Origin of the sequence: Stieleria tagensis, assembly GCF_024129865.1 — a bacterium.
GTDB lineage: Bacteria > Planctomycetota > Planctomycetia > Pirellulales > Pirellulaceae > Stieleria > Stieleria tagensis.
Genome location: NZ_JAMYFE010000050.1, coordinates 1 through 23,287 on the forward strand (window position 1 = coordinate 1; position 23,287 = coordinate 23,287).

Sequence of the window (23,287 nt, forward strand, 5' to 3'; positions counted from 1 at the left end):
CAATGAATCCGGCGGCAATGAGACTGGAGAGTCCTCGGAAGGTTCAAGTGATGCGGGGGACCCAATGGGTTCGCCGCGTGACGCTTCGTCACCTCAATCCTCCCATTCAGCTGCCAAACCGAATGCATCTCCCCAGTCCTCGGCAGCTGGCGATGGCGAGGGCGGCGAGATGGGACAATCGCAATCCGACGCGGCGGCTGAAACACCTCCGCCACCTGACTTGGAATACGCCAAGAAAGCCACCGATATGGTGTTGGACTATTTAGACGAGACGCGCGATCAGGTGGATCAAGATCTACTAGACGATTTGAACTGGACCGCTGCGGACTTGCAACGGTTTCGTGAGCGTTGGCAAAAGGTCCGGCAAATCGATCCGGGCACGCCAGACGCTGCTGCGGCAAACGAGATGGAAGACGCGCTGCGCAGCCTGGGTTTGCAAGCGAATCCAACGCCACGTCAAAGCACGCGCCGCGACGCCGATTCGCTGCGCAATCTGCGTGACTCCGGCAACCGCCGCCAGGCCCCCCCGGCAATCCGCGACGCCTTCGACGCCTTCCGCCGACGCCAGTAGGCCAGGTGAAACCTGGCGTCTGTTGCCAACCGAAGGACCCGCCAGGTTGCACCTGGCCTACCGCATCACGACTTCGCTGACAGTGAATCCAACAAAGACGCCGACGCCAGTAGGCCAGGTGAAACCTGGCGTCCGCTGCCAACGAAGGACTTGCCAGGTTGCACCTGGCCTACCGCATGCCGGCTTCGCTGACAGTGAATCCAACAAAGACGCCGACGCCAGTAGGCCAGGTGAAACCTGGCGTCCGCTGCCAACGAAGGACCTGCCAAGTTGCACCTGGCCTACTGCATGCCGGCTTCGCTGACAGTGAATCCAACAAAGACGCCGACGCCAGTAGGCCAGGTGAAACCTGGCGTCTGCTGCCAACCGAAGGACCCGCCAGGTTGCACCTGGCCTACTGCATCACGACTTCGCTGATAGTGGATTCAACAAAGACGCCCACACCAGTAGGCCAGGTGAAACCTGGCGTCCGCTGCCAACGAAGGACCTGCCAGGTTGCACCTGGCCTACTGCATGCCGGCTTCGGTGAGAGTGAATTCGGCAAAGACGGGAAGGTGGCTGCTGATCGCTTCGGCTTGACTGAGATTCAGATTGTCGATCCGCAAGAAGTCGTGTGGCCCACCGCGACCGAGGTACTCGCTGGTGTGGTTTCGGTCGACCAATACGTTGCAGGTTTGATGTCGGTTGAAGATGTCGGTCGTTGCGCTGCTGACCGCGGCCACTACCTCCGCACCCATGATGCGAGGAATCAAGTAAGAATCGTCGGCTTGAAACAGTCCGGCCATCACCACGTCATCTTCACCTCGACCGTCCTGTCGCACCGATGCAAACACATTGGGCAACACCGCGACTTCGGCGGCTGCCCGCGCCAAATGGATGCGTACGTTGACCACCGAGAACGTCCAGGCCTGGTTCGTCGGCGGCTGGGCGGCGCGGAACCAAGCCACCATTGGGTCGTAAGTCATACGGTTGTGAGGATCGGCGACCGTGTACGTCTGTGTTCGATCCACGTTCACACGATCGATGTTGAACAGGATAGCCAGTTGCTCTGATCGATCACTCGGACCGGTCGGCTGTCCCAGCACAAAATCGAAATGGCGACCGCCCTCATTGATCGCATCGACCAGTCGGGGCACCAAGTCGCGCTCCGCCGCAGTGATTTGTTGCAATGCGATGACATCAAACTTGCGAATGATCCGAACCAAATGGATCCGAGCATGGTCACTCGCCAATTTACTTGGCCCGAACCCACTGAGCGCCCAGGAACCGATTCGCAATGGCTGACCCCGACCGGCTGGCTGGGGCGCTGCACCGGCCGGCGGAGCGATGCCGTCGTCGACTCCTGTCGGTCGTGCGGCAAACGGTGATGGGGTTGCGAACTCGCTGCCCAAGAACGGATTGTCGCCGGAAAAACCGGGCTCCGTTGTAATAAAACTCAGTTGATCCGATGCCGCACTCGGATCGGCCAACGCGCTGGTCTTGGGATGGATCGACAGACCGTCCAGCCCTTTCACTTTGAAATTTTTGGCGAAATAGACAGCTCCGCCGATCATCGCGCAAATCACGATCAACTTAAAAATCGGAATCGATCGTCTTGAATCGTCCATCGTATGAAAAGGATACGCTCAAAGGCTCGGCCGCCGTGGCGCCCCGCATCGGCAGGATCACGCATCAAGAGGCGGAAAAAAACGTCTGTCTCGGGCGGGCGCAGCGCCACGTTTCATTCATCGGCCCAGCACCTGCCCGGGTTCCAGCCCAAGCCGATTGCCGCCCCGTAGAAGGCGAGGGGCCATCCGGACGACTGACAGAAAGCTCACAACGCGAATCTTTGTCTTGTGGCGGCCGGTCGAATACGATGGCGATTCCCACTGCACGCCCTCCCGCCCCCGTTGGTCGACAATGAATTGTTTCCGGTTCCTGATCGTAGTCGCATTTTCATCGCTTGGTACGGTCGTCACAGCTGCCAATCGCCCCAACATCCTATGGCTGTTTGCCGAAGACACCTCGCCCTGGATGGGCTGCTACGGTGACCCGATCAATCAAGGCCACACACCGAACATCGATTCATTGGCCCAGCGGGGAGTTCGCTTTTCCCGTGCCTATGTCCCCGCCCCCGTTTGCTCGGCCTGCCGTTCGGCATTGATGGGTGGCATGAATCAAATTCGATTCGGCGCCCACGAACACCGCTCCAGTCGCGGCCCGGCAAAACTGCATCTGCCGCCCTGGTTCAAACTGTTGCCGCAACTGGTCAAAGACAGTGGCTATTTCACGTTCAACTATGGCAAAGACGATTACAATTTTGTGTGGAACCCTACGGCGAATTATTCTCAACAGAAAAAGAATCGTGCAGCGATTGAATGGAGCGAATTAAAATCCAATCAACCATTCTTTGGACAGATTCAAACAGCCGGCGGGAAAAACAACACCAACAATTTTCCGCAGTCACGCAAGGTCGATCCCAGCACGGTTACCGTGCCGCCAGACTATCCGCAAAACGACCTCTACCGCGAAACCGTCGCCCAGCACTACGACGCCATTCGCAAGGATGACGATTTCATCGGTGAGGTGCTCAGCGGTTTAGAAGCATCGGGAATGGCGGACAACACGATCGTCGTGTACTTCGGCGACCATGGCGCCAACAACCTGGTCCGTCACAAACAAATGCCTACCGAAGGCGGATTGCACGTGCCGTTCATCATCGCCGGACCGGTCGACTATGTGCCCTCACCATCGGTGCGAGACGACTTGGTCAATCTACTCGATCTATCCGCCACCACGCTGGCCTGGGCCGGTGTCGATCAACCCCAGTGGTACGAAGGCCAACGACTATTTGACCCGAACGTCAAACCGCGCAGCTTTGTCGCAGCAGCCAAAGACCGATTGGACCATACCATCGATCGCGTCCGTACGATTCGGACGGATCGTTTTCGTTACACGCGGAACTACAAAACCGACCGTATCTTTCTACAACCACAGTACCGCGACGGACGACCGTTCCTACAAAACTTGCACGATCTGTATCAGTCCGGTGAACTGTCACCGAAGTTGATCGAGATCTATTTCGGCGAGCGGCCGGCCGAAGAGTTTTATGATGTGCAAACGGATCCCAGTCAGATCAACAACCTGATCGATGATCCACAGTATGCCGACCAGATCCAGCAACATCGTGAGTTGCTAGACGCCTGGCTGGCCAAACGCGATGCCGGCATCGGCGAAGAATCCGACGCAGAAATGACCTACCAAGCTAATGGTCAAAAGTGGGGCGAAGGTGTCAATCCGGAGTACGAATCCGTTCGCACTGACAGTGACGGGGACGGGTTATCCGACGATTGGGAACGCATCAATGGTCGCGATCCCAACGACGGCCGACTGATGTTTTCGTTTGATTGCGGCGGTTGGCAAACCGAAGGCTGGCAAGCCACCGATGACGCGGTCGGCAACATCGCCGGCCGACTCGGCTTCCTCGATTTCAAACTCGCCGGCGGCCAGGCGGTTCTGGTTCGCGACGGGTTAAAACTTGACCCCAAAAAAAACCAAGGCGATCTCGTGATCCGTATGTCATCAACCGACGACACAACGGTGTCACTGTCCGCAGCGAACAACCAAACGCCTGTCGGTGAAACAGAATCACAGACGGTTGCTGGGGCGGGCCAACAAATCGCGAGGTTCCCGATTCAGTGGGACCAACCGGTGACAATGTTGCGATTGCAATTTTCCGGCGCCCCTTCGACCATCGTCGAAATCGACTCGATCGAGCTGAAGTGACGGCCACGAATCACTTGTCGCCCGGGTCAATCCACGTCAAATCGTCCCAGTACCCCGTGTCGTTGGACTGCGGCTGGCCCGGGGTCGTTCGCCCGCGCTGCACGATCTGAGTGATTTGGCGTTCTAAGTCCGCAGCCCGCTGTGGATGCTGGTCCAAAACGTCGGATTGCTCGCCGGGGTCCGCGGCCAAATCATATAGCTCGCGGCCTGCTTTCCCGTGCGGCATCACCAGTTTCCAATTCCCGTCGGTGATTGCAAACCGGCCTTTGACACCATGATTGATCAACGGCAGACGCGTGTGGTCGCTGGTTGAATCCTGCAACACCGCGGCAAAACTTTGGCTATCAACTCCGGCATCGGCGGACAATTTCGCACCGACAATTTCGGCGAATGTGGCCAGCAAATCGATTTGCCCGATCGGCCGATCCCAAACGCGCCCGGGGCGGTCGATCCCGGCCGGCCAGCGAACAAAAAATGGCACCCGGTGTCCGCCTTCGTAAACCGAGCGTTTACCTTCGCGAAAAACATAATTGCTGTGGTGACCAAATTTCTTTGCACGTGCCGCCCACGAATTCTCGGGACCGTTGTCACTGGTGAAAACGATCAACGTGTTGTCGCTGAGTTTTGCGTTGTCCAAAAATTTCAGCAAGCGGCCGACGTGGTGATCGGTTTCAATCACGAACTCACCATAACCGCCGCATTCGCCTTGACCATAAAACTCCGGTAGCGGACAAACGGGATAGTGCGGCGACGTCAGCGGCAGGTACATCAAGAACGGTTGTTGACGCCGCTCGCCGCTGGCATGGTCATCGATCCAATCGATCGCACGGTCGGTGAATCGGGTCAGACATTGGTTGTCGATGAAGTCCGGCGCAACCTCCATCCCGATTTTGCCGATCGCTTGCCGCGTCGCCTGAGGCGAATCTTGGTAGGGCGGCATGATGCGGTAATCGGAGTGGCGCTGGTTGGCCTTCTTAGCGGTGAATACTGTCGGCGGGACCGCGGCATAACGGCCTTCGAACCAGGCCAGCACGCCGTAGTTCATCGATGCGGGGATGCCGAAAAATTCGTCGAACCCTTTGTCCAGCGGCATGTCCTGTGTCGGCTTGCTCCAGTCACGATCCTTGTAGTTGGTGCCCGGAAAGTCCATTCCCAAATGCCATTTGCCTACCATCGCCGTTCGATACCCGGCGTCTCTCAAAACGGAAGCGATCGTCGCTTGTGAGTCACTGATCAAACATTCGCCCTCGGCTCCCATCACGCCTTGCTTCAGACGGGTTCGCCAGGCATACCGACCAGTCAACAATCCATAGCGTGACGGCGTGCACACCGAATCCGATGAATGGGCATTGGTGAACGAGACACCCTCTGCGGCCAGTCGATCCAGATGGGGTGTTTTGAACTTGGCGTCCGGGTTCAAGCAACTCGCGTCACCGAATCCCTGGTCGTCGGTATAGATCACAATGATGTTGGGCGGCTGAGCCGGTGCAGAAACCGACCATCCAATCAAACCCCACAGAAAACACTGGCGAATCATGGCGATGATGCCCACGTCAGAAGGAAAGGGAGAAAAGCAGTCAGGAATCCGTACTGCCGCAATCATTGCAGTGACCGCGCAATAGAATCTCCGTGACTTCACCGATTTTGGAACTGCGTCGCAAACTGCCGGCGGTCAGTTTGACGTCGTCCAAGCAGGATACCGTACCACAGTCGACACACAAAAAGTGCGGGTGCCCGCTGTCATCGTCGCGGCCTTGGCTGGTCGCTTCAAATCGCCAAACGTGGTCGCCCAGTTCGGTCCGGCGCAGCAATCCGGCATCAGTCAAATCATTCAGGTTGCGGAACACAGTCGCCTTGTCAATTCCACTTTCGGTAAGCAGGTCGGCAACGGCGGCATGAGTCATCGGCGCAGCGGACCGCCGCAACAACATCAACGTCGCGGTTCGCGCCGGTGTCGCCCGCATTCCGGTTGCTCGGATTTCGGTTTGAACTGCACCGAGTGATGCGTCCATCCATTCGCCTTGAGTGCTTGGTCGGTGGAATGATCTTTGCAACAATCTATCTTGTTGCAATTCAGTTGCAAGTGCAGTGCTGTTACCCATAGCCAGCTCGATCCGACTGGCGTACCATTGCTGCCTGCCGCCGTTGGTCGCGACCAACCAAGCCGGCCAACGGGAGCGTGATTGCGTGTCATTCCCGAGCGAACCGCGCGTGCCTGGGTACCGCGGCTGATTTCACCGCAAGACTTTTGCCGCTTTGCTTATGTCACCTGCTGCCCTGCTATTTGTCTACTGCGTCTTCATCTTCGCCGCGTCCAACGCCGGCGGACGGCTGTCTGATTTGATTCAGATGACGCACCTGCGGACGCAACTGCTAATGAGTGGTGTCGGCGGTTTGATGCTGGGGATCGCGATGCTGCACTTGCTGCCGCACGCAGGCGAACTGCTGCAGTCCTCGTCGAAAACAGGAATGGGGGCACTGATCGGCGTGGTGTCGATGTTCCTGCTGATCCGGCTGTTCCACACACATGACCATGGCGGTCCGATCTCGCGATCCAGGGCGGCTGAGGCAGCGCCACAGCACGTCCATGATCATGATCATGGACATGATTGCGACGGGCATTCGCACGCCGCCCAGCAACCGTCGAAGCGATTTGGTTGGGCAGGCGTCTTTTTTGGTCTTGCGCTGCACACACTGATCGATGGCGTCGCCCTGGCCAGCAGCGTGATCGCGGATGCTTCGCATGGATCTTGGTACGGGCTGGCCGGCATCGGCACCTTCCTCGTGATCGCGCTACACATCCCCTTGGACTCGTTCGCGATCACATCGGTGATGAGCAAACAGGGCTGGTCCGCCGGGGCACAACGACTGGCCAGCATGCTGTTCTCACTGGCCTGTCCGCTGGGTGCCTTCCTGATGTACCTCGGTGCGACCACCGTCCTGGACGGCTCTGACGTCCTCGGCTGGGGCCTGGCTGTTTCGGCAGGCTTCTTTATCTGCATCGCCTTGGCCGATCTGCTGCCCGAGGTCGCGTTCCACGATCACGACCGAGTCAAGCTGACCGTCGCGCTGCTCCTAGGCGTCGTGATCGCAATCGGTATCGAAAACCTACCTGGCCACGATCACTCGCACGGCCCCGACGACCAACCCGGCCACAACCACCACTTCTAAGATCCGTCGAAACAAGAAGTGCCACAGCCCTGCCCGCGAGAATTCACCGAACTCCAAAGACTCGGGTGCGCTCCGGTCTGGCGGTGAGATGATGCCGTCGTTTTGAAGATGCGTTCTTATCGCAACCCGACGCGCCAGTTTAGAAGTTGCGTTTTTTTGGTAGCCCGACGCGTGAGCGAGGGATTTTGGGTATCAGCGGGATCCCTCGCTCACGCTTTTTGAGGCCAGCGTTTTCCTAAGCCCAGCGGGCGACACAATGACCCGCGGAAAAGCAAAACTTCAAAGCCCTTATGGCGAAGATCGCGAGCCAAGTCTCGCTTACGGTTCGCTGCCCGGGCTCTTCTTTTGCCTTAACCGGCGGGCTGGGAAAAAATCTTTCATGAACGATTGACTCGCTTGCCGACACACCGTACTATCTAGATAGCACACTCAATCACTGGCCCCCCTTTGATGGTCCAGCCATGTTTTTCTCGATCGATGTTCACAGCGACGTCGCCATCTATTTGCAACTCGTCCGCCAGGTCAAGTTTGCGATAGCGGCCGGGACGATTCGCCCAGGTCAGCTATTGCCCAGCGTCCGCTCGCTTAGCAATCAAGTCGCGCTCAACCCCAACACGGTGGCTCGCGCGTTCAACCAGCTGCAGGCCGATGGAGTGATTGAAACGCTCCGTGGTCGCGGCATGGTGGTTCGCGACGATGCCGTCCAACTGTGTCGCAGCGAACGCGAATCGGTGCTCAACGAACGCATCGGTGCGGTCTTGGCCGAGGCCTGGCATGCAGGCTTGGCCAAGAAGCAAATCAAAACCTTTGTTGACGCGCACCTGGGTCAACTGTGTGAAACCGAGCCGGCCGTCCTGGCCACCGCGCCGGTCGACGACGACGACCCTTGAGCCTGCTGACGCAGCCGCCTGCCGGTTCGTCCCACACCGCCCGAAACTGCTTTTCTACTCGATCTTTCCTCAATCACAATCAAGCCGCCATGGACCCCGTCATCACCACCGATGCACTGACCATGCATTTTCGACGATGCGACGCGCTGGTGGGCGTCGATTTGGAAATCCAGCCGGGAACGGTTTTTGCCCTCCTGGGCGAAAACGGCGCCGGCAAGACAACGATGATTCGAATCTTGACCGGATTCCAAAAACCGACCAGCGGATCCTGTACCGTTTGCGGCATCAACCCGCTGGTCGATCCTCAAGGCGTCCGGCAACGCATCGGCTACGTCTCCGACGCACCGGCCTTGTACGACTGGATGTCTGTGGCCCAGATCGGAGGGTTCACGGCATCGTTTTATGACGCGACGTTTTTACCCAGCTACGAAGCTGCGATCCGTCGCTACGAGATTCGGCCGGACCAGAAAATTCGCCACCTGTCCAAAGGCCAACGGGCCAAGGTCGCGCTGTCGCTGGCACTCGCCCATGATCCATCGCTGTTGATCATGGATGAACCGACCAGCGGGTTAGACCCCAAAGTCCGTCGCAGTTTTCTGGAGTCGATGATCGATCGGGCTGCGACCGGGCGAACCGTGTTCCTATCGAGCCACCAAATCAGCGAGGTCGAACGGGTCGCCGATACGATCGCGATCTTGCACCACGGCAAGATCCGCCTGCACGGCCCGCTGCACGAGCTACGTGAGTCAATTCACGAATTGGTCATCGACACCGACGATCCATTGCGGGCGATCGCATCGCCACCGGAACCGGCGGAGATCCTCTCGGAAGAATCGTCGGGGCGTTCGCGGCAACTGTACGTTCGCGGGTTGGAACCGGGCATGGTCCAAGCCATCCGCGACACCCCTGGCGTGACGGAGGTGCGATCGAGAGTCGCGACATTGGAAGAGATCTTTGTCGCCTGCACGACCGATCCCCAACTGGTTTAAGTCGCACCGCTACACCAACCTATCTGCTACTCATGACCATCGACGCAACCCTGCAAACAACCGCTACCACGCGTCACGAGGCATCCTCGACCGCTTGGTTCTGGTGGAAAGAGACTCGGCAACTGGCGCCCCTGGTGCTGCTGCTGATTATTGTCGCTTTGATGATTGTTTTGTTGAACATCATCACCGAAGCCCTGATTCGATCGGCGGGCATACGACTGCCAAACGAAGTCGTGATGTTGGTCTTTCCTGGTTTGTTCGCCACCGGGGCTGGGCCATTGTTGGTCGGTCAAGAAAGGATGCAGCGAACGCTACAGTGGCTCTCATTGTTGCCAATCACTGCCAAGCGACTGCTGATGACCAAGTTCCTGGTGGCCCTGGCAGGGCTGACGGCGATGTGGTGCTTTGCCGGCCTCGTGATCGTCGGTTTCGGCTTGGGCAGTCCAACGGAATCACCGTGGCAGATCGGCGGCCGCACCAGTTATTCAACCAATCCCTTCAGCTACCCGGTTTGGATCGTCCACTCCCTGTACATTTTGCTGGCCGGCTTCTACGTGGCCTGGCGGATCAAGAACCAGTTTTACTCGTTGGTCGCGCTGATCCCACTGGCATTTGCACCGATCATCATGACATCAATCACCGGTGGCATCCTGGACCGACCGCTGATGCACAGCGAACTCGATTGGATGAATCTAGGCTTTACACTGCTGGGCATTGCGGTGATTGCCCCGCTCACCTACTGGACCGCACTGCATGCACTGGGCGCCGACGCAGCCCCTGCGTTATCGAAACTGGGAAGTTCGGCACTTTCGCCGGCCCAAATCCTTGCCGATGGAACTGCCCCCAAGTTTGGCACTCGAATCGCGCCGATCATTTGGCAATCCATCCATTCGGCCAGCGGCTCACTGGCTATTTTGGCCGGCATGATCTTGATCAGTTTATTCGCAGCGATGCGATTGGCATCGATCAGGTACCTCAATGGAATTGACAATTTACTTCCGCCGCTATTGTTGGCGGCACCACTGGCGATCTGCTGGCTGGGCGTCGGGGTGTTCAAACATGACGGTTCAGCCGAACGCGTGCGTTTCCTGGCCGATCGGGGCGTGTCACCGCGACTGACCTACTTGGCCTTGCACGCGGTTCCACTCGCAATCCTGGCGGCGGCGATGATTCTGTATGGCCTATGGAATTTGGCGATACCACACAACGATGATCATTCCGCTTTTGCCGAAACGCTACCCACGCTGATCACCTTGCTGGTGTTTGCCGCGGTACTGTATTCGGTTTCCCAGTGGACCAGTCAGTTTGTACGCACGTTGATTCTATCGGTCATCCTGGCCCCGATCTTGGCGGCGATCATCGCGGGCTGGCTGTTCTTCTCCTTCACCCAACTCGGTTTTTCGCTGGGCGGTTTGGTGATCTGTGCCCTGGCCCCGGTCGCAGCAACCTTTTTCATGATGCGTCGCTATATGGATTCCCGCGACCGCCCGCTAACGTTTGTGGTCGGCGGATTGGTTGTCGCGTTGATCTTTATGCTGCCCATTGCATCCGCAGCCTGGCGGATTGGGTCGATTCCAAACATGGCGGCCAACCAACGCGCCGAATTGCTGGACGAAGCCAGAATCATCCAGCGAACCACTCGCAAACCGATCGGCGTGTCGATCCGTGGCATTGAACCATCGAACGAACGGCCGTTTGATTTTGAACGCGACCCGATCAAGGACATCGCCTATTCGCTCAACGGCTACTCGGTCGATCCGACGGAAATCATTCGACCGATTGATGCGGACCAACTGCGATCGGTACCGCCGGCGACCGTCGATTACTGGGGGCTCGATGTCTGGTATGGAAACTTTCATCGCGCTCAAATGCGATGGCAACAAGCCGACCAGGCAGATGCATTTGACACCTTCAAACCTTGGCTGACCGCTACGGCAAAATTGTTGGTTGGGCTTCGCCAAAGCACCCAACTAAGCGACCAAGAGGCTGCCGATCGAATGGAAGTTTTGCTAATCGACACGTTGGCACAGGACCAGATGAAACCGCATTCCGATGATGCGGCCGTGCGTCTGGTAAACGCCGCACTGGGAACCCCCGCTAGCCGATCTCAAGCACGCCGACGTGCCGTTTTAGCCCAGTGGTATGGGAAACTAACCAGCGAGAATGAACGAACCAATTGGCGTGCCGACTACTTGCAGCATGAACCACGCGGCCTGATCGCCTGGATCGAACCACGGCGGTATGAACAATACATCATGGCGTTGCTGGACGGCGCCACTCAATCGCAACACCGTTCTGGCGACGACCGCTGGCTACACATCGTTCATGACTTCAATCAATCCGGCGGCATCTTTTCATCCAGCCGTTATGGACAACGGATGCGGGCGATGCCAGCCATCGAAACGATGACCCTCGGACAACTGACCGGTTACGCACAGCTTTGGGGTCGAGACTGGGAATTTGCCAACCCCGATAACAGCCCCACATCCAACGACGCCGAGTGATCTGAACCATGAATGCCACTACCACCACCTCTCGCGACCGAACGCTGATCGGACTGATCGCGTTGCCCCTGTTGCTGCTCGGCATCTTGCTGATTTGCAGTATTGTTTCCTGGCAACGTCACGCAGCCCAAATCAAACCGATGCTGCTGGATTCCTTTGGTGCCGACATCATCAACACGGCCTGCCCGCTAGAAACACACTATCGATCCACGACATCCACACAGCAAACCGCCACCCTGCGTAGCATTCTGTACGCGGTCGATGCGCTCGACACGAAATATCGCAGCGTGTCGAGTTTGATTCGGACGGATGACGAAGACCCGGCGAAGGAATCTTGGTACGAGACCCGAAACGAACAACCGGTGGATCAATACGTCACGCAGTACCTGGACGAAGCGCGACCGATTGTCGATGCACTCGCCACACTTGATTTAACCGGTCCGGCGATCTGGCTGCCGAGCGATTTTGGCTATAGAAACGATTGGACCAACGATGTCTATCGGATTGAACAACTCATCGGATTGCTGCGAATTAATTTCCACGCGGCGCTCAAATCCGCTGCCAATTCAGCGGAACCAGACACCCAACCGGCCCTCTCTGCACTGCGTCTGTACGACCAATTTGTTGCTCTGCCGATCAGTACCTCGCGCGTCGGCTGGGAACAGCGCAGGCTGTCACAGGAATTTTCATTCCTACGTGCGGTTGAAATTTCGCTGCAGCACGACTTGTGGAATGAAACTGATTTGCAAACGATCAGCGACTCGGTGGGCAAGCAAATCAATGACCAATCGCGATGGCAACAAACCATCGAATCCGAACAACTGGCGCGCGCGCCCTGGCTGGACGATGCCAAGCTGGAACAAGAATACGACTCGACAACCTATGTCGAAACCATTGCGCCCAGCCGCCGCGTCGAGTGGTTGACCCAATACAATCGACTGGAGCAGATGGGTGGCATCGGAACGCCACGGGCGATCAATACAGCCCTCAAAATACAAACCGAATACTGGGACGAAAGAGGGCGAGGAATCGACGCGGCCCTCCAGTTCCCGCTTTACAGCAACGAGGTCAGCATGAGCCGGATGGATGGCTCCAAAGCTTGGCTGGCCAAGTTGTTCGCCAAAGTTGCCAATGAGCGGCGACACGCGCGCACCGCCGTTGCCATCGCGTTGTACAAATCCAAATTTGGCTCCTTCCCCGATACGCTCGACGAACTCTCCAAAGTCGGATTGGCGGTCGATGATCGCCAGGACCTAAATCACAACACCTTCGAATACGTCGTTGACGACGACGCAGCACGACTGGGAAACGCCGCTCATGAATTTCCGTTACAAATTCACACCAACATTGAAATCTACGACACCCCAGCACATACACTGACGTCCATCTTGGAACAGTACCGCATGACCACCATTCGTTAGCCGCCGCTTGGAAATGGAATCGGACCTCAATCCCTATCAACCGATTCCGACTGCCGCCGCCCGACCGCTCGAATCCGGTGAACTGTCGTTTGCGGGTCAAATCAGCGAGACCGACTACATCGCGTTGCTACCGCAGCAGCGGTTACTCAGGGGGCTGGTCATGATCCTGCTGGTGTTGCTGGCGCCGGTCACGTTGATGACCGCTGGGGTATGCGTCTATATGGTCGCGACATTGCAAAGCGGCCACGAAACCGTCATTGCGTTTGCGATGTTGCTGTTTCTGCTAACCCTGTCCTACGTTGCGATTCGCATTTTAGGACCAGGCTATCGTGCCCGTCGACAACTGAAACGTCATCCGGATTTGCTGGGTCCTGCACAAGGCCGATTCGCTAGCGACGGATTGGTGTTCGATGACGGCGATTGCACCCATTGGTTTGCCGCAAACTGGCACCTCGGGATTTTGGTTCACAATTCCGGCATCCGTGTCCCGATCGACACCAATCCGTATCGCTACCTGGCTCTGTCCGAGCGACTGTTTGATCACTTTGATGCCCCTGCCGCACGTCGTCAAATCGAAGCATGGAAAACTCAAGCCGACACGACCAACGGCTGGTCGCAGTGGCCGCTCACCGGGGACGACGCGTCGGATCAAGTTCGATTTGCTGGCAGCATTAGCACTCGCCAGTCGCTGCAAACCGCCGACCTAAAAAGCAAAGCGGTAATGGAAACGCTTGCCGTCGCGGCCGGCGTCGCAGGTACCGCGTTGGCCTGGCACTCCGACCACACGGAAATCATGATTCTGTGCGCCGCATACACGCTGTTCACGATCGTGTCTTCGATTCGAATTTGGCGGATGTACTTCGTCGGACATCACGATATCACGTGGGACCAGTCGGGCTGGATCAGCGATACCGAATTGGCGTGGCGAACGGAATTCCAAGGCGCGAAAATCCCGCTGCGGGAATTCGAGCGTACCGAAATCAGCGAGCAGGCTCTGGTGATGACATCCCGGCGTGGTGTTACCTTCCTGATTTTGCGCGAGCACGTCGAAAGCGATGACCAATGGCAACGTATTTCACAGCAGTTTGCCACGGAAAGACTGCCGTAGTGACATCATGCTGATTGGCCTATCATGATCGGTTGGAAGACACCGACACCCCGTGGCCGGATCACAATCGCGCGTGAAGAATCGAATCCTTCGCTATTACCGTGGATTTTCCTTTGTCGGGTTAGCCGTCGCCGCCTTGTTGTTTGCTGCGTCGGTCACACCCTCTCTGCTGCCGCGACACTATGTAACCCAGGGTCTGCTGTCCGGATTTGCACTGGCCGTTGGCTATGGTCTGGGTGTGGTGATGGTTTGGTGTTACCAGTTCTTTGAACTGCCCTCGCCGAGTCGCGGCGTGGAATATTTCTCGAAACGTATCACAACGGTACTGGTCGCGGCCACGTTCCTGGTCTGTTTGCGGAACATGACGTTTTGGCAAAACTCGATCCGCAAATTGATGGAGATGCCCGACCTGGAAACAGCCTATCCGTTTCGGGCGGCTCTGATTGCGATCGTGTTCGGTGCGGTATTGATCGCAGCGGCGCGCACCCTGATCGCTTGTGGCATGTTCCTTTTTCGACGCATCAACCGCTACGTGCCGCCCCGTGTCGCCGTGGCAACCAGTGGGCTTTTGGTCGGATTCATAACGCTGTTCTTGGTCAATGGTGTCGTGGCCCGGGGCCTGTTGGCACTGGCCGATTCGGTCTCGTTGCGGGCCGATGAACTGATCGAAGAAGGCATGGAAATGCCCACCGACCCCTTGGCCTGTGGCAGTGAGGAATCGTTGGTCCAGTGGGATTCGATCGGCCGTCAGGGAAAAAAATTTCTAACCGACGGTCCCACCTCACAGTCCATCGCAGAATTATGGGGTGCAATAAAAACCAGCCAACCACCCGAGCAACAACCGATTCGTGTTTATGTCGGCATGCGTTCACGCGACAGCGAACAGGAGCGTGCCGAATTGGCGCTGCAGGAACTCAAACGCGTGGGTGCCTTTGACCGGTCCGTTCTGATCGTTGCCACCCCAACAGGAACCGGTTGGTTGGATCCCAGTGCGGTCGACACATTGGAATACTTGCATGCCGGCGACACGGCAATTGTGGCCACCCAATATTCCTACTTGCCCAGTTGGATCACGATCCTGGTCGACCCGCAGCGCTCGATTCGATCGGCGCGTCATCTGTTCCGCGAGGTCTACGATCATTGGACGACACTTCCCAAAGACTCCCGACCACGACTGTATTTGTTCGGACTCAGTCTGGGGGCACTCGGATCAGAGCAATCCGCTGACATTTACACGATTCTAGAAGACCCGATACAGGGCGCCGTTTGGAGCGGGCCGCCGTTTCCAAGTTCGCAGTGGGCGAACATGACAGAATCGCGGCAGGCGGGGTCACCGGCTTGGTTGCCCAAATTCCAAGACGGGCGGTTGCTGCGTTTCACAGGCCGATTGAATTCATTGGATGTCGATCGGCCGTGGGGCAAAATTCGCAATGTTTATCTGCAACATGCCAGCGACCCGATGGTTTTCTTTCGATCCGATCTGTGGCGGCGTCAACCGGAATGGTTGACCGATCGGCGCGGCCCGGATGTGTCACCCTATCTGGTCTGGTACCCGATCGTGACGGCCTTGCAAATTGCATTTGATTTGCCGATGGCAACCACTGTCCCGCTAGGCTACGGCCACAATTACTCGCCACAAGGCTATCTGAACGCCTGGATCGCAGTCACGGATCCTGATGCATGGGACAGCGCGGACAACCAGCAACTGATCGACACGGTGATGAAACGATTCGCCGAGAGTGACGACTAGCACCGTCGATAGATGGTTCGAAATGCTGCTGCTACACTGACAGGTGCCACTTTCAACGCACGCTCTACGCATGGCCAATTCACGACTTTGATGCCGGACCAATCACGACCAGCACGGATTGATTTTCACCAGGGGACCGTTCGTCTGTTCGGGATGAGTGATGAATTTGTGCAGCGTGTCCTCACTGACCTGGAATTGGTATGGGACCCCCGCGAAGCCTGTTTTCGCTGCGACGCAATGTTCGCCGGTGCAATCCGGCAACGCTTGAACGATTCACTCGCTGGCACATTGGAATGGCAAGTTGGACGCGACGCAGGGCAAACGCAGACGTCACTGACAATCAACGACCATCGTCGCATCAAACTTCGGCGTGACCAGATCGATGCGGTCGAGGCCTTTGAACAGGGCGGCGGTAATGGATTGCTGGTGATGCCCACTGGAACAGGCAAGACGGTGGTTGCGATTGAATTGATGATCCGCAATCGATGCAGCACTCTGATCGTCGTCCCGGTCCGCGACCTGATGTACCAGTGGCACAGTAAGATCCTGGAGGCCACCGGAATTGATGCCGGCCTGATCGGCGACGGAGTGCATCGTGTCAGTCCGATCAGTGTGACAACCTACGACAGTGCCGCGATCCACATGCCGCGGATCGGCGACCGCTTCCAGATGATCATCTTTGATGAAGTCCACCATCTTGCCGGCCCCTGGCGCAGTGATGCCGCCAGAATGTCGATCGCCGACCGCCGACTAGGATTGACCGCCACCCTGCCCAGCGACGACCAACGTCTGGCGGTCTTGCAACAGCTGGTCGGACCGACGCTCTATCGACAATCGATCAGTGAAGCGTCGGGGAAATCGCTGGCCGATTACAGCGTGCAGCGGATCGCAGTTCAGTTGAGCGAGCAGGAACGTCAGCGATATCGTGAACTCTCACAACAAATCCAAAAGTTCGTCTTCGATCAAAAGGAGATCGACCCGCGTTTCAAATGGGACGACACCTACAAGTTATCGGGCATGGTGCGTGAAGATTCCCAGCGAGCCACCGATGCGACCCGAGCGATGCGAGCCTTCCAGGCCAAACGTCGCGTCGAAGAACAAGCCGAATCCAAACTGCGAATCCTGGAAGACCTGTTCCGGCTACACACCGGCCAAAGTGTGATCGTGTTTACCGGTTCCAATGTGATGGCCAGAAAAATCTCGACACGATTTTTGGTCCCGTGTTTGCTATCGCATTGCGGCAAACGCGAACGCCAGGAATGGCTACAGGGCTTTGCCGAAGGGCGTTATCCGGTCTTGGTTGCCAATCGAGTGCTGGACGAAGGTGTTGATTTGCCGGAGGTCAAAACGGCGATCGTGCTGGGCGGATTATCCAGCCAGCGGCAAGCCATTCAGCGTCTCGGCCGGGTGCTGCGAAAGGGCAGCGGCGGCCAACGCGCCACGCTTTATGAAGTGGTTGTCGATGACACCAACGAAGTCCAACGCAGTCGTGATCGGCGCCGCAACGCTGCCTACCAAATCAAGCGATGATCCGCAGCGAACACAGCATCGTGGAATACGACTTTCGTAGCGGAACGGTGATCGCAGATCGCTTGCTGCGCGGACGCGACAGCTGCTACATCGACGTCGCACGCCGCCTACTGCAGGTCTATGGCCACAGCCTGGGCGAAATCCGCCAAACGGTGCATGCGAGAGCCGAGGCCTGTTTTTCCGGATTGCCGGGCTGTCCCCCACGCCGTGTCGCTGCGTTTTGCAAATTGCTGGATGACCAAGCGACCTACGACAGCGATCCCAAAGCCGCCGTGGCGCTCCGCCGACGGGTCTTTGAATTGGCCGCTCCATTGCATCCGATCGTGCAGACGCCCGAGGGCATTTTTGACAACGAACTGCATGCAGCCAGGACCCGCATCGCAGCCCAAATCGGCATCCCATGGGCTCAGATTGAATCCACATTGTTCAATGATGTGATCGAACTGCAGCCGTTAACCGCGTTTGAGTCTGAACTGACACCCCCGTCGCTACTCTCGCTATACAACGTCGCTCAAACCCAAGCCGCGCTCTATCGTGCGACCTCTGTTTGCATCGATGCCACGTCCGACTTCAAAACCATTTTGAAACACGCAAAACTCGCTGGACTGATGCATCGCATCACCCGGCTGAAACGACCGGCGGACGGGTTCCGATTCGAACTCGACGGCGCCCAGTCATCGCTGCGTGAAACAAGCCGCTATGGCGTGCGATTTGCCGCCCTGCTGCCCAAGCTTTTGGCCTGCGAGGGATGGAGAATGAAAGCCCAAATCATCGGACCCAACCGCCGCATGATGCGCATGGAACTCTCACCCAGCGACGGATTACACAGTGTATTGGATCCCCCTGATGCATTTGATTCCGGCCTGGAACACGATGTCGATGCGGCCTGGAAATCAGCACCGGTCGATGGTTGGAAATGGGGACATGAAGCGGAATTGTTATACCAAGGCCAAACCGTGATGACGCCCGACTTCTCGTTGCGCAACGATACCCGCAACATTCTGGTTTATGTCGAAGTCGTCGGCTTCTGGACCCCCGAATACCTGGCCGAAAAATGTTTGCGTCTCAAGCAATTCACACAACAATCCACAGCCTCGTCCGACCATCAGATGCAAACCAAATGGTTGCTGATCATTCCCAAAAAGCTACCGACCAGTGGACAGACACAGCTAGCCGATCTGGGAATCCCGATCATCCGATTTGACAAAAAAAGTCGAGGCGCGGATTGGATCCAAGCCGTCCTGTAGCCGCACCACGATCACTGTCCCGCGAATCGCAGCAGCACCCATGGCTCGGCTGGCAACCAAGTTGCCGGCGTCAGGGTTTCGATCACCACCGCATCGCTCGGTTGCTCGCCAGCCAACGCCAATTGATAACGACCGGTCGATCGGCCGCGCAGTAGTTCGCGGCGCTGCCTGATCGAAAGCTGACCGAGCGTTTTATTTTCCTTGCGTAATAGACTCGCCAATTCGGGTCGATACTGGTACGTCCCACGAAACGGCATCCCAATGTCAATTTCTGACACATCCACGCCAGAACCACGCAGCCTTTGGGCGACATCCCAAACCGCTTCAAATCGAGCTCGGGTGTCGTGCGTTGTGACCAGTGAATAAGTCGCCATCAAAAGCAATCCAACAGCAAACGTGGGAACATGAATCCCCCACTGATGCTGATTCGCCCCTGTAACTCGCACAGCAACCTGTGTGGCCAGAACGACCAAACAGAGCGACATCAGCGGTGCCAGATAGCGTCCAAATAAGTTCCAAATCAGCAACAACAGCAGCAACTGTCCCATCGCTGCGACAAACCCAACGGCGCAGATCGTTGGAGTTCCGCCGCTGAAACAAAGACTCACTGGTTGACGCAATTCGTCGCGTGACACCAGCGCCCAATTCAGCAGGCAGATCGTTGACAGCGATGCCAACGGGATGACCACAAGATCAAACAGATTGCTCTGCAATGGTCCCCAATCAATCGTCACCGGCAACAACGATTGGCGCAGTCCCATCACCTGGGGAAAATCACCCACCAATTCATCGACGGCGCTGATCCCCCAATACAGTCGCGCCGTTGCCAATGGTGGCAGCAACAATAACGCCGCAGCAAGCCCCACTGCGGACAACAACACCGGCGCACAAGCCCGCCAGGACGCTTGTTCTGAACGCTGCACGCGACCGACCCACCACGCCAACGCCAGTGGCGACAGATAGAACGCAATCGTCAACGCAATACGAATCACTTTCATCAACACGATCTTGGGATGCGTCAACTGACCCAAACCCAACATCTGTTTTTCGAATCCCAACGGGACACCATGCCATTGTGTGATCCAGATCCAAAAACAAATGACCGGGACGGCAAACGCAAACAACACGACCGATCCGCGCCGCCAACTCAATCGCCCCTTCAGCATCAGGGGCACAAACAGGACCAGACAGGCCAACGCCGGAATCACAGCGGTCTGCCGCACCAGATAACAGCCGGCTGTGAAAACCCCCATTGCAATCAGTTGCCCAATCACTGCACCACCGCGGGGCGATTGCAAATCCACACCCTCAACATCCTGCCGGATCAACAACGGCAACCGCGGAACGACCGTCGCCAGAAACAACAACATCACCGAACAACCAATGATGTCTGTCAAAAAAGTATAGCTGCACCACAAAATCATTGGATTCAACAGATAGAGCGTTGCAATGCCAGTGGCAATGGTGGGCGTCGCATCAGCGATTCGAGCGATACGGTACAGTGACAACGCACCAACCCATGCCATCACCATGGTTGAAATCCGCAGCACGACGTGATGGTTTCCAAACAGAATTGCAAACAATTTGCCCCACGTCAGATGCCCGATCAATGTCATCGAGGGAAAATCTGAAATCGTCAGCCGACCGTCTTGGCCCCAATCAAACACCGAAATCGAATAGTCCCAATCATCACTCAGCAGTGCGTCACCGCTCGGTGGCATCACCCACAGCATGACCGCGGTGTACAAAGTCATGACGGCAATCAATCGCAGCGACAGGTAGGACCGAACACCTTTCATACCGGTCACCAGCCCACTAGATCGAACGAACCCGACGGACTTCACCGCTACGAAACGATCGACGCTGACCATCGATGAACAATTCCAACGAACCGTCGTCGCTGATCCCGCAGCATACGCCGTGAATGAGCTGATCATTCTGTTTCAACGATAGACTCTTTCCACTCAGCACACAGCGCGACCGATACTCCGCCAAGACCTCATGGGGACGCTGCGAAAGACTGGTGATCGATTCGACCAGCGACTCGATCACGGCGACCAACACATCGGCCGGCTGTACCGCGCGCGATGTCAATTCGACTAACGAGATGGGATGGGCTGATTGATCCGTACCATCCAACTGTGGCGTCTGACTGAGATTCAGACCGATCCCGATCACGGTCCGCTCCGGGATCGCTGCGGCGGTTTCGATCAAGATGCCGCCTAATTTCCGCGGCACCCATTCAGAACCACCAGGCGACATCACCAGCGCACAGATATCGTTCGGCCATTTCAACCCGACTCGGCAAGGTGCGCAAACGTATTCAATGGCTCGGGCCACGGCGACACCGACACCCGGCGACAGAAATGCCCAACCCGGTAGCGTCATTTCCGTTGTCGTGACCAATGACATCGTCAGCGAATCACCGACACTTTTCCAAACATTGCCCTGACGACCACGACCGGCGGTTTGGCGATCGGTCAAGTACAATCGCGGCAATTGGTCATCAGGGATGTGACCGGACTGTAGATCCTGTAGGGCGTCACTGTTGGTCGACCCGGTCGTTTCGCTGTAGTGCGCCGAACCGAGCAGGCCGGATTCGATCAGCTCACTAAGCGATTGGCGTTGAAGCGGTGAAACATCACCCACGCAATTTAAAACGGCGTCCAAAATCCGGCTGACATCCAAGCAAAAATGAGAAACAAGGCAACCAAACCCATCGCCACGATTTGCCAGTGCAACGGTACCGAACGCGAACGCAGCGGTTGGCCAAATTCCCGATCGACGAAGTCATCGTAATCAAAATCGTCGTCTTCGTCGTCATAGGACATTGAATCTAAAGGATCCCAAGGGGTGACCCGGTGGCGCCCGTCGCATAGAAATTTCGGATATTCGGAAGGATCGTCTCCAGATCTTGATTGTTACCGACACCAAACCAAAGCGAAAGCTCAGCGGCCAGTTCATCGACCGAGGTGGTAGGAATCAAGCGTCCACGCCCCAGGTTCAGCGGATTTGCAGCGGTGAGTTCGGCCGGAAAATCACCGTAGATTTGGCCGCCGGAAACAGCGCCCCCCATCACAATCTGGTTTCCGCCCCAGGCATGATCACTGCCTTGGCCGTTGGATCCCAGTGTCCGCGCGAAATCGGAAGCGGTGAACAAGGTCACGTCGTTTTCAACGCCCAGTTCAACCGTCGCATCATAGAACGACTTCAGGGCGCGACTGACCCGCGGCAGATTGGTTTCGTGAGCCGTCAATAGATCGGTATGATTGTCCCAACCGCCAAGGTTCACGAAAAAGATCTGCCGGGTCTGATTCAATTGCGTTCTGGCACCGATCACTTTGGCAATCATTTCCAGGTGGCGACTGGGGCTTTCATCGGCAAAGGCGGTGGTCAATGCAATGGTTTCGGTGGCATCGTTGAATGACAGCGCGGCATCGGTCGAGTTCCGCGTCGATTCGGCAAATGACTTGGCCAACAGGTCGCTGTAGGTTTGGTCCAGAATATTATCCATCGCCCGCGTGTACATTCGGTCTTGACGACTGCTGGTCGACAAATCCGCCGAGTACCCCTGAACGACCGTCGCACCACCACTGCCGATGGCATAGGGCACGACATCGCTGCCGGTTTGAAATAAATTCATTCCCCCCAGCGAGATGTTCATCGACACCGACGGATTCTGGTTCGTGCTGAGCAACAGGTCAGCCATCCGACCACCCCAACCGGTGATCTGACTGCGCGATTGCGGGAATCCGGTTTGCCAGTGCCGTTGCAGGTCGGCGTGTGAGAACAAACCGATCGGCAAACCCGTTCGTGCGTTGTAGGTTTCGCGGGTGGTTCGTTCGACCAAGGAGCCGATGTTGGCGACAAATCCCAGTTTACCGTCGTTGTACAAACCGGCGATTCCAGTGGTGGATGGATCGGCCATCGGGTCAGCGCCTTCTTGGGCCGCCAGTCCGGGATGCAGCCCAAAGTTGCGGGAATCCGGTCCGGCAATCGGTAGCAGTGCGCTCTGCTGGATTGCCAATCCACCATCATTGTTGACCCCATCATCAAAGCCACCACGAATGGTGTGGTAATGGCCGTATTCGCCGCTGGTCGCATCCCCTTCATTCGGGATCAGCATGTTATACGAATCATTTCCACCGGACAGAAAGAGACAGACGATCGCTTTGTAGCCGGTCGGGTTTGTCTCGGCGGCCATCATCGATTTCGTCGCTTGCAAATTCAGCAGCGTCGCCATCAACGAGGTGTTGGTCATCATGCCACAACTACCGGCGGCTTTGAGTAGCGCGCGTCGTGAAGTCAAGAACGAATCGTTGGAGTTACGGCGCATGACAG

At 56.9% G+C, this 23,287-nt stretch carries 17 protein-coding genes and 1 pseudogene; 11 read left to right on the forward strand and 7 right to left on the reverse strand.

Annotated elements, in window-relative coordinates; all coding sequences use genetic code 11:
- A pseudogene (locus NHH03_RS12780) lies at positions 1-571 on the forward strand (circumsporozoite protein-membrane associated protein); the annotation flags it as partial.
- Positions 572-1,077: 506 nt separating this feature from the next.
- Here the strand turns inward: NHH03_RS12780 and NHH03_RS12785 are convergent.
- A complete protein-coding gene (locus NHH03_RS12785) occupies positions 1,078-2,178 on the reverse strand; it encodes a deoxyribonuclease I (RefSeq protein WP_253156663.1) in 1,101 nt (366 codons plus the stop codon).
- A gap of 292 nt (positions 2,179-2,470) precedes the next feature.
- Here NHH03_RS12785 and NHH03_RS12790 point away from each other — a divergent pair, with 292 nt between their 5' ends.
- Positions 2,471-4,336, forward strand: a complete 1,866-nt coding sequence (locus NHH03_RS12790; protein ID WP_253156664.1) for a sulfatase family protein — start codon at positions 2,471-2,473, stop codon at positions 4,334-4,336.
- A gap of 10 nt (positions 4,337-4,346) precedes the next feature.
- Here NHH03_RS12790 and NHH03_RS12795 read toward each other — a convergent pair whose 3' ends face one another.
- Positions 4,347-5,873, reverse strand: a complete 1,527-nt coding sequence (locus tag NHH03_RS12795) for a sulfatase family protein (RefSeq protein WP_253156667.1) — start codon at positions 5,871-5,873, stop codon at positions 4,347-4,349.
- Between the two features lie 40 nt (positions 5,874-5,913).
- Positions 5,914-6,348, reverse strand: coding sequence for a Fur family transcriptional regulator (locus tag NHH03_RS12800; protein WP_253156669.1), 435 nt, complete (start codon positions 6,346-6,348; stop codon positions 5,914-5,916).
- Between the two features lie 244 nt (positions 6,349-6,592).
- Here NHH03_RS12800 and NHH03_RS12805 point away from each other — a divergent pair, with 244 nt between their 5' ends.
- From NHH03_RS12805 to NHH03_RS12845, 9 genes are all read left to right on the forward strand, one after another.
- Complete coding sequence (locus NHH03_RS12805; RefSeq protein WP_261364254.1) at positions 6,593-7,507, forward strand: ZIP family metal transporter; 915 nt, start codon at positions 6,593-6,595, stop codon at positions 7,505-7,507.
- Between the two features lie 461 nt (positions 7,508-7,968).
- The gene (locus NHH03_RS12810; protein WP_253156672.1) at positions 7,969-8,397 is read left to right on the forward strand and encodes a GntR family transcriptional regulator; all 429 of its coding nucleotides are present in this window, start codon (positions 7,969-7,971) and stop codon (positions 8,395-8,397) included.
- 89 nt (positions 8,398-8,486) lie between these two features.
- The gene (locus tag NHH03_RS12815; RefSeq protein ID WP_253156674.1) at positions 8,487-9,386 is read left to right on the forward strand and encodes an ABC transporter ATP-binding protein; all 900 of its coding nucleotides are present in this window, start codon (positions 8,487-8,489) and stop codon (positions 9,384-9,386) included.
- Positions 9,387-9,418: 32 nt separating this feature from the next.
- Complete coding sequence (locus NHH03_RS12820) at positions 9,419-11,890, forward strand: hypothetical protein (protein ID WP_253156676.1); 2,472 nt, start codon at positions 9,419-9,421, stop codon at positions 11,888-11,890.
- A gap of 8 nt (positions 11,891-11,898) precedes the next feature.
- Positions 11,899-13,311: a hypothetical protein gene (locus tag NHH03_RS12825; RefSeq protein ID WP_253156678.1), complete on the forward strand. Its 1,413-nt coding sequence runs from the start codon at positions 11,899-11,901 to the stop codon at positions 13,309-13,311.
- 13 nt (positions 13,312-13,324) lie between these two features.
- Complete coding sequence (locus tag NHH03_RS12830) at positions 13,325-14,419, forward strand: hypothetical protein (RefSeq protein ID WP_253156680.1); 1,095 nt, start codon at positions 13,325-13,327, stop codon at positions 14,417-14,419.
- A gap of 73 nt (positions 14,420-14,492) precedes the next feature.
- Positions 14,493-16,169, forward strand: coding sequence for an alpha/beta hydrolase (locus NHH03_RS12835; protein WP_253156682.1), 1,677 nt, complete (start codon positions 14,493-14,495; stop codon positions 16,167-16,169).
- A 90-nt stretch (positions 16,170-16,259) separates the two neighbouring features.
- The gene (locus tag NHH03_RS12840) at positions 16,260-17,699 is read left to right on the forward strand and encodes a DEAD/DEAH box helicase (protein ID WP_253156684.1); all 1,440 of its coding nucleotides are present in this window, start codon (positions 16,260-16,262) and stop codon (positions 17,697-17,699) included.
- A complete protein-coding gene (locus NHH03_RS12845) occupies positions 17,696-18,946 on the forward strand; it encodes a DUF790 family protein (protein ID WP_253156686.1) in 1,251 nt (416 codons plus the stop codon). The genes NHH03_RS12840 and NHH03_RS12845 overlap by 4 nt, the downstream gene beginning before the upstream one ends.
- A gap of 11 nt (positions 18,947-18,957) precedes the next feature.
- On the opposite strand, the gene NHH03_RS12850 is transcribed toward NHH03_RS12845, so the two are convergent.
- From NHH03_RS12850 to NHH03_RS12865, 4 genes are all read right to left on the reverse strand, one after another.
- Positions 18,958-20,700 (reverse strand): hypothetical protein, encoded by a 1,743-nt coding sequence (locus NHH03_RS12850; RefSeq protein ID WP_253156688.1) that lies wholly within the window; start codon positions 20,698-20,700, stop codon positions 18,958-18,960.
- A 61-nt stretch (positions 20,701-20,761) separates the two neighbouring features.
- Positions 20,762-21,595: a biotin--[acetyl-CoA-carboxylase] ligase gene (locus tag NHH03_RS12855; protein ID WP_253156697.1), complete on the reverse strand. Its 834-nt coding sequence runs from the start codon at positions 21,593-21,595 to the stop codon at positions 20,762-20,764.
- A 5-nt stretch (positions 21,596-21,600) separates the two neighbouring features.
- The gene (locus NHH03_RS12860) at positions 21,601-21,777 is read right to left on the reverse strand and encodes a hypothetical protein (protein ID WP_253156699.1); all 177 of its coding nucleotides are present in this window, start codon (positions 21,775-21,777) and stop codon (positions 21,601-21,603) included.
- Between the two features lie 5 nt (positions 21,778-21,782).
- Complete coding sequence (locus NHH03_RS12865) at positions 21,783-23,255, reverse strand: DUF1501 domain-containing protein (RefSeq protein WP_253156701.1); 1,473 nt, start codon at positions 23,253-23,255, stop codon at positions 21,783-21,785.
- Positions 23,256-23,287: the final 32 nt, after the last annotated feature.

Coding starts and splice junctions, on each gene's coding strand:
- NHH03_RS12785 (WP_253156663.1), bottom strand. CDS start 2,178: ATGGACGATTCAAGACGATCGATTCCGATTTTTAAGTTGATCGTGATT.
- NHH03_RS12790 (WP_253156664.1), top strand. CDS start 2,471: ATGAATTGTTTCCGGTTCCTGATCGTAGTCGCATTTTCATCGCTTGGT.
- NHH03_RS12795 (WP_253156667.1), bottom strand. CDS start 5,873: ATGATTCGCCAGTGTTTTCTGTGGGGTTTGATTGGATGGTCGGTTTCT.
- NHH03_RS12800 (WP_253156669.1), bottom strand. CDS start 6,348: ATGGACGCATCACTCGGTGCAGTTCAAACCGAAATCCGAGCAACCGGA.
- NHH03_RS12810 (WP_253156672.1), top strand. CDS start 7,969: ATGTTTTTCTCGATCGATGTTCACAGCGACGTCGCCATCTATTTGCAA.
- NHH03_RS12815 (WP_253156674.1), top strand. CDS start 8,487: ATGGACCCCGTCATCACCACCGATGCACTGACCATGCATTTTCGACGA.
- NHH03_RS12820 (WP_253156676.1), top strand. CDS start 9,419: ATGACCATCGACGCAACCCTGCAAACAACCGCTACCACGCGTCACGAG.
- NHH03_RS12825 (WP_253156678.1), top strand. CDS start 11,899: ATGAATGCCACTACCACCACCTCTCGCGACCGAACGCTGATCGGACTG.
- NHH03_RS12830 (WP_253156680.1), top strand. CDS start 13,325: ATGGAATCGGACCTCAATCCCTATCAACCGATTCCGACTGCCGCCGCC.
- NHH03_RS12840 (WP_253156684.1), top strand. CDS start 16,260: ATGCCGGACCAATCACGACCAGCACGGATTGATTTTCACCAGGGGACC.
- NHH03_RS12845 (WP_253156686.1), top strand. CDS start 17,696: ATGATCCGCAGCGAACACAGCATCGTGGAATACGACTTTCGTAGCGGA.
- NHH03_RS12850 (WP_253156688.1), bottom strand. CDS start 20,700: ATGACTTTGTACACCGCGGTCATGCTGTGGGTGATGCCACCGAGCGGT.
- NHH03_RS12860 (WP_253156699.1), bottom strand. CDS start 21,777: ATGTCCTATGACGACGAAGACGACGATTTTGATTACGATGACTTCGTC.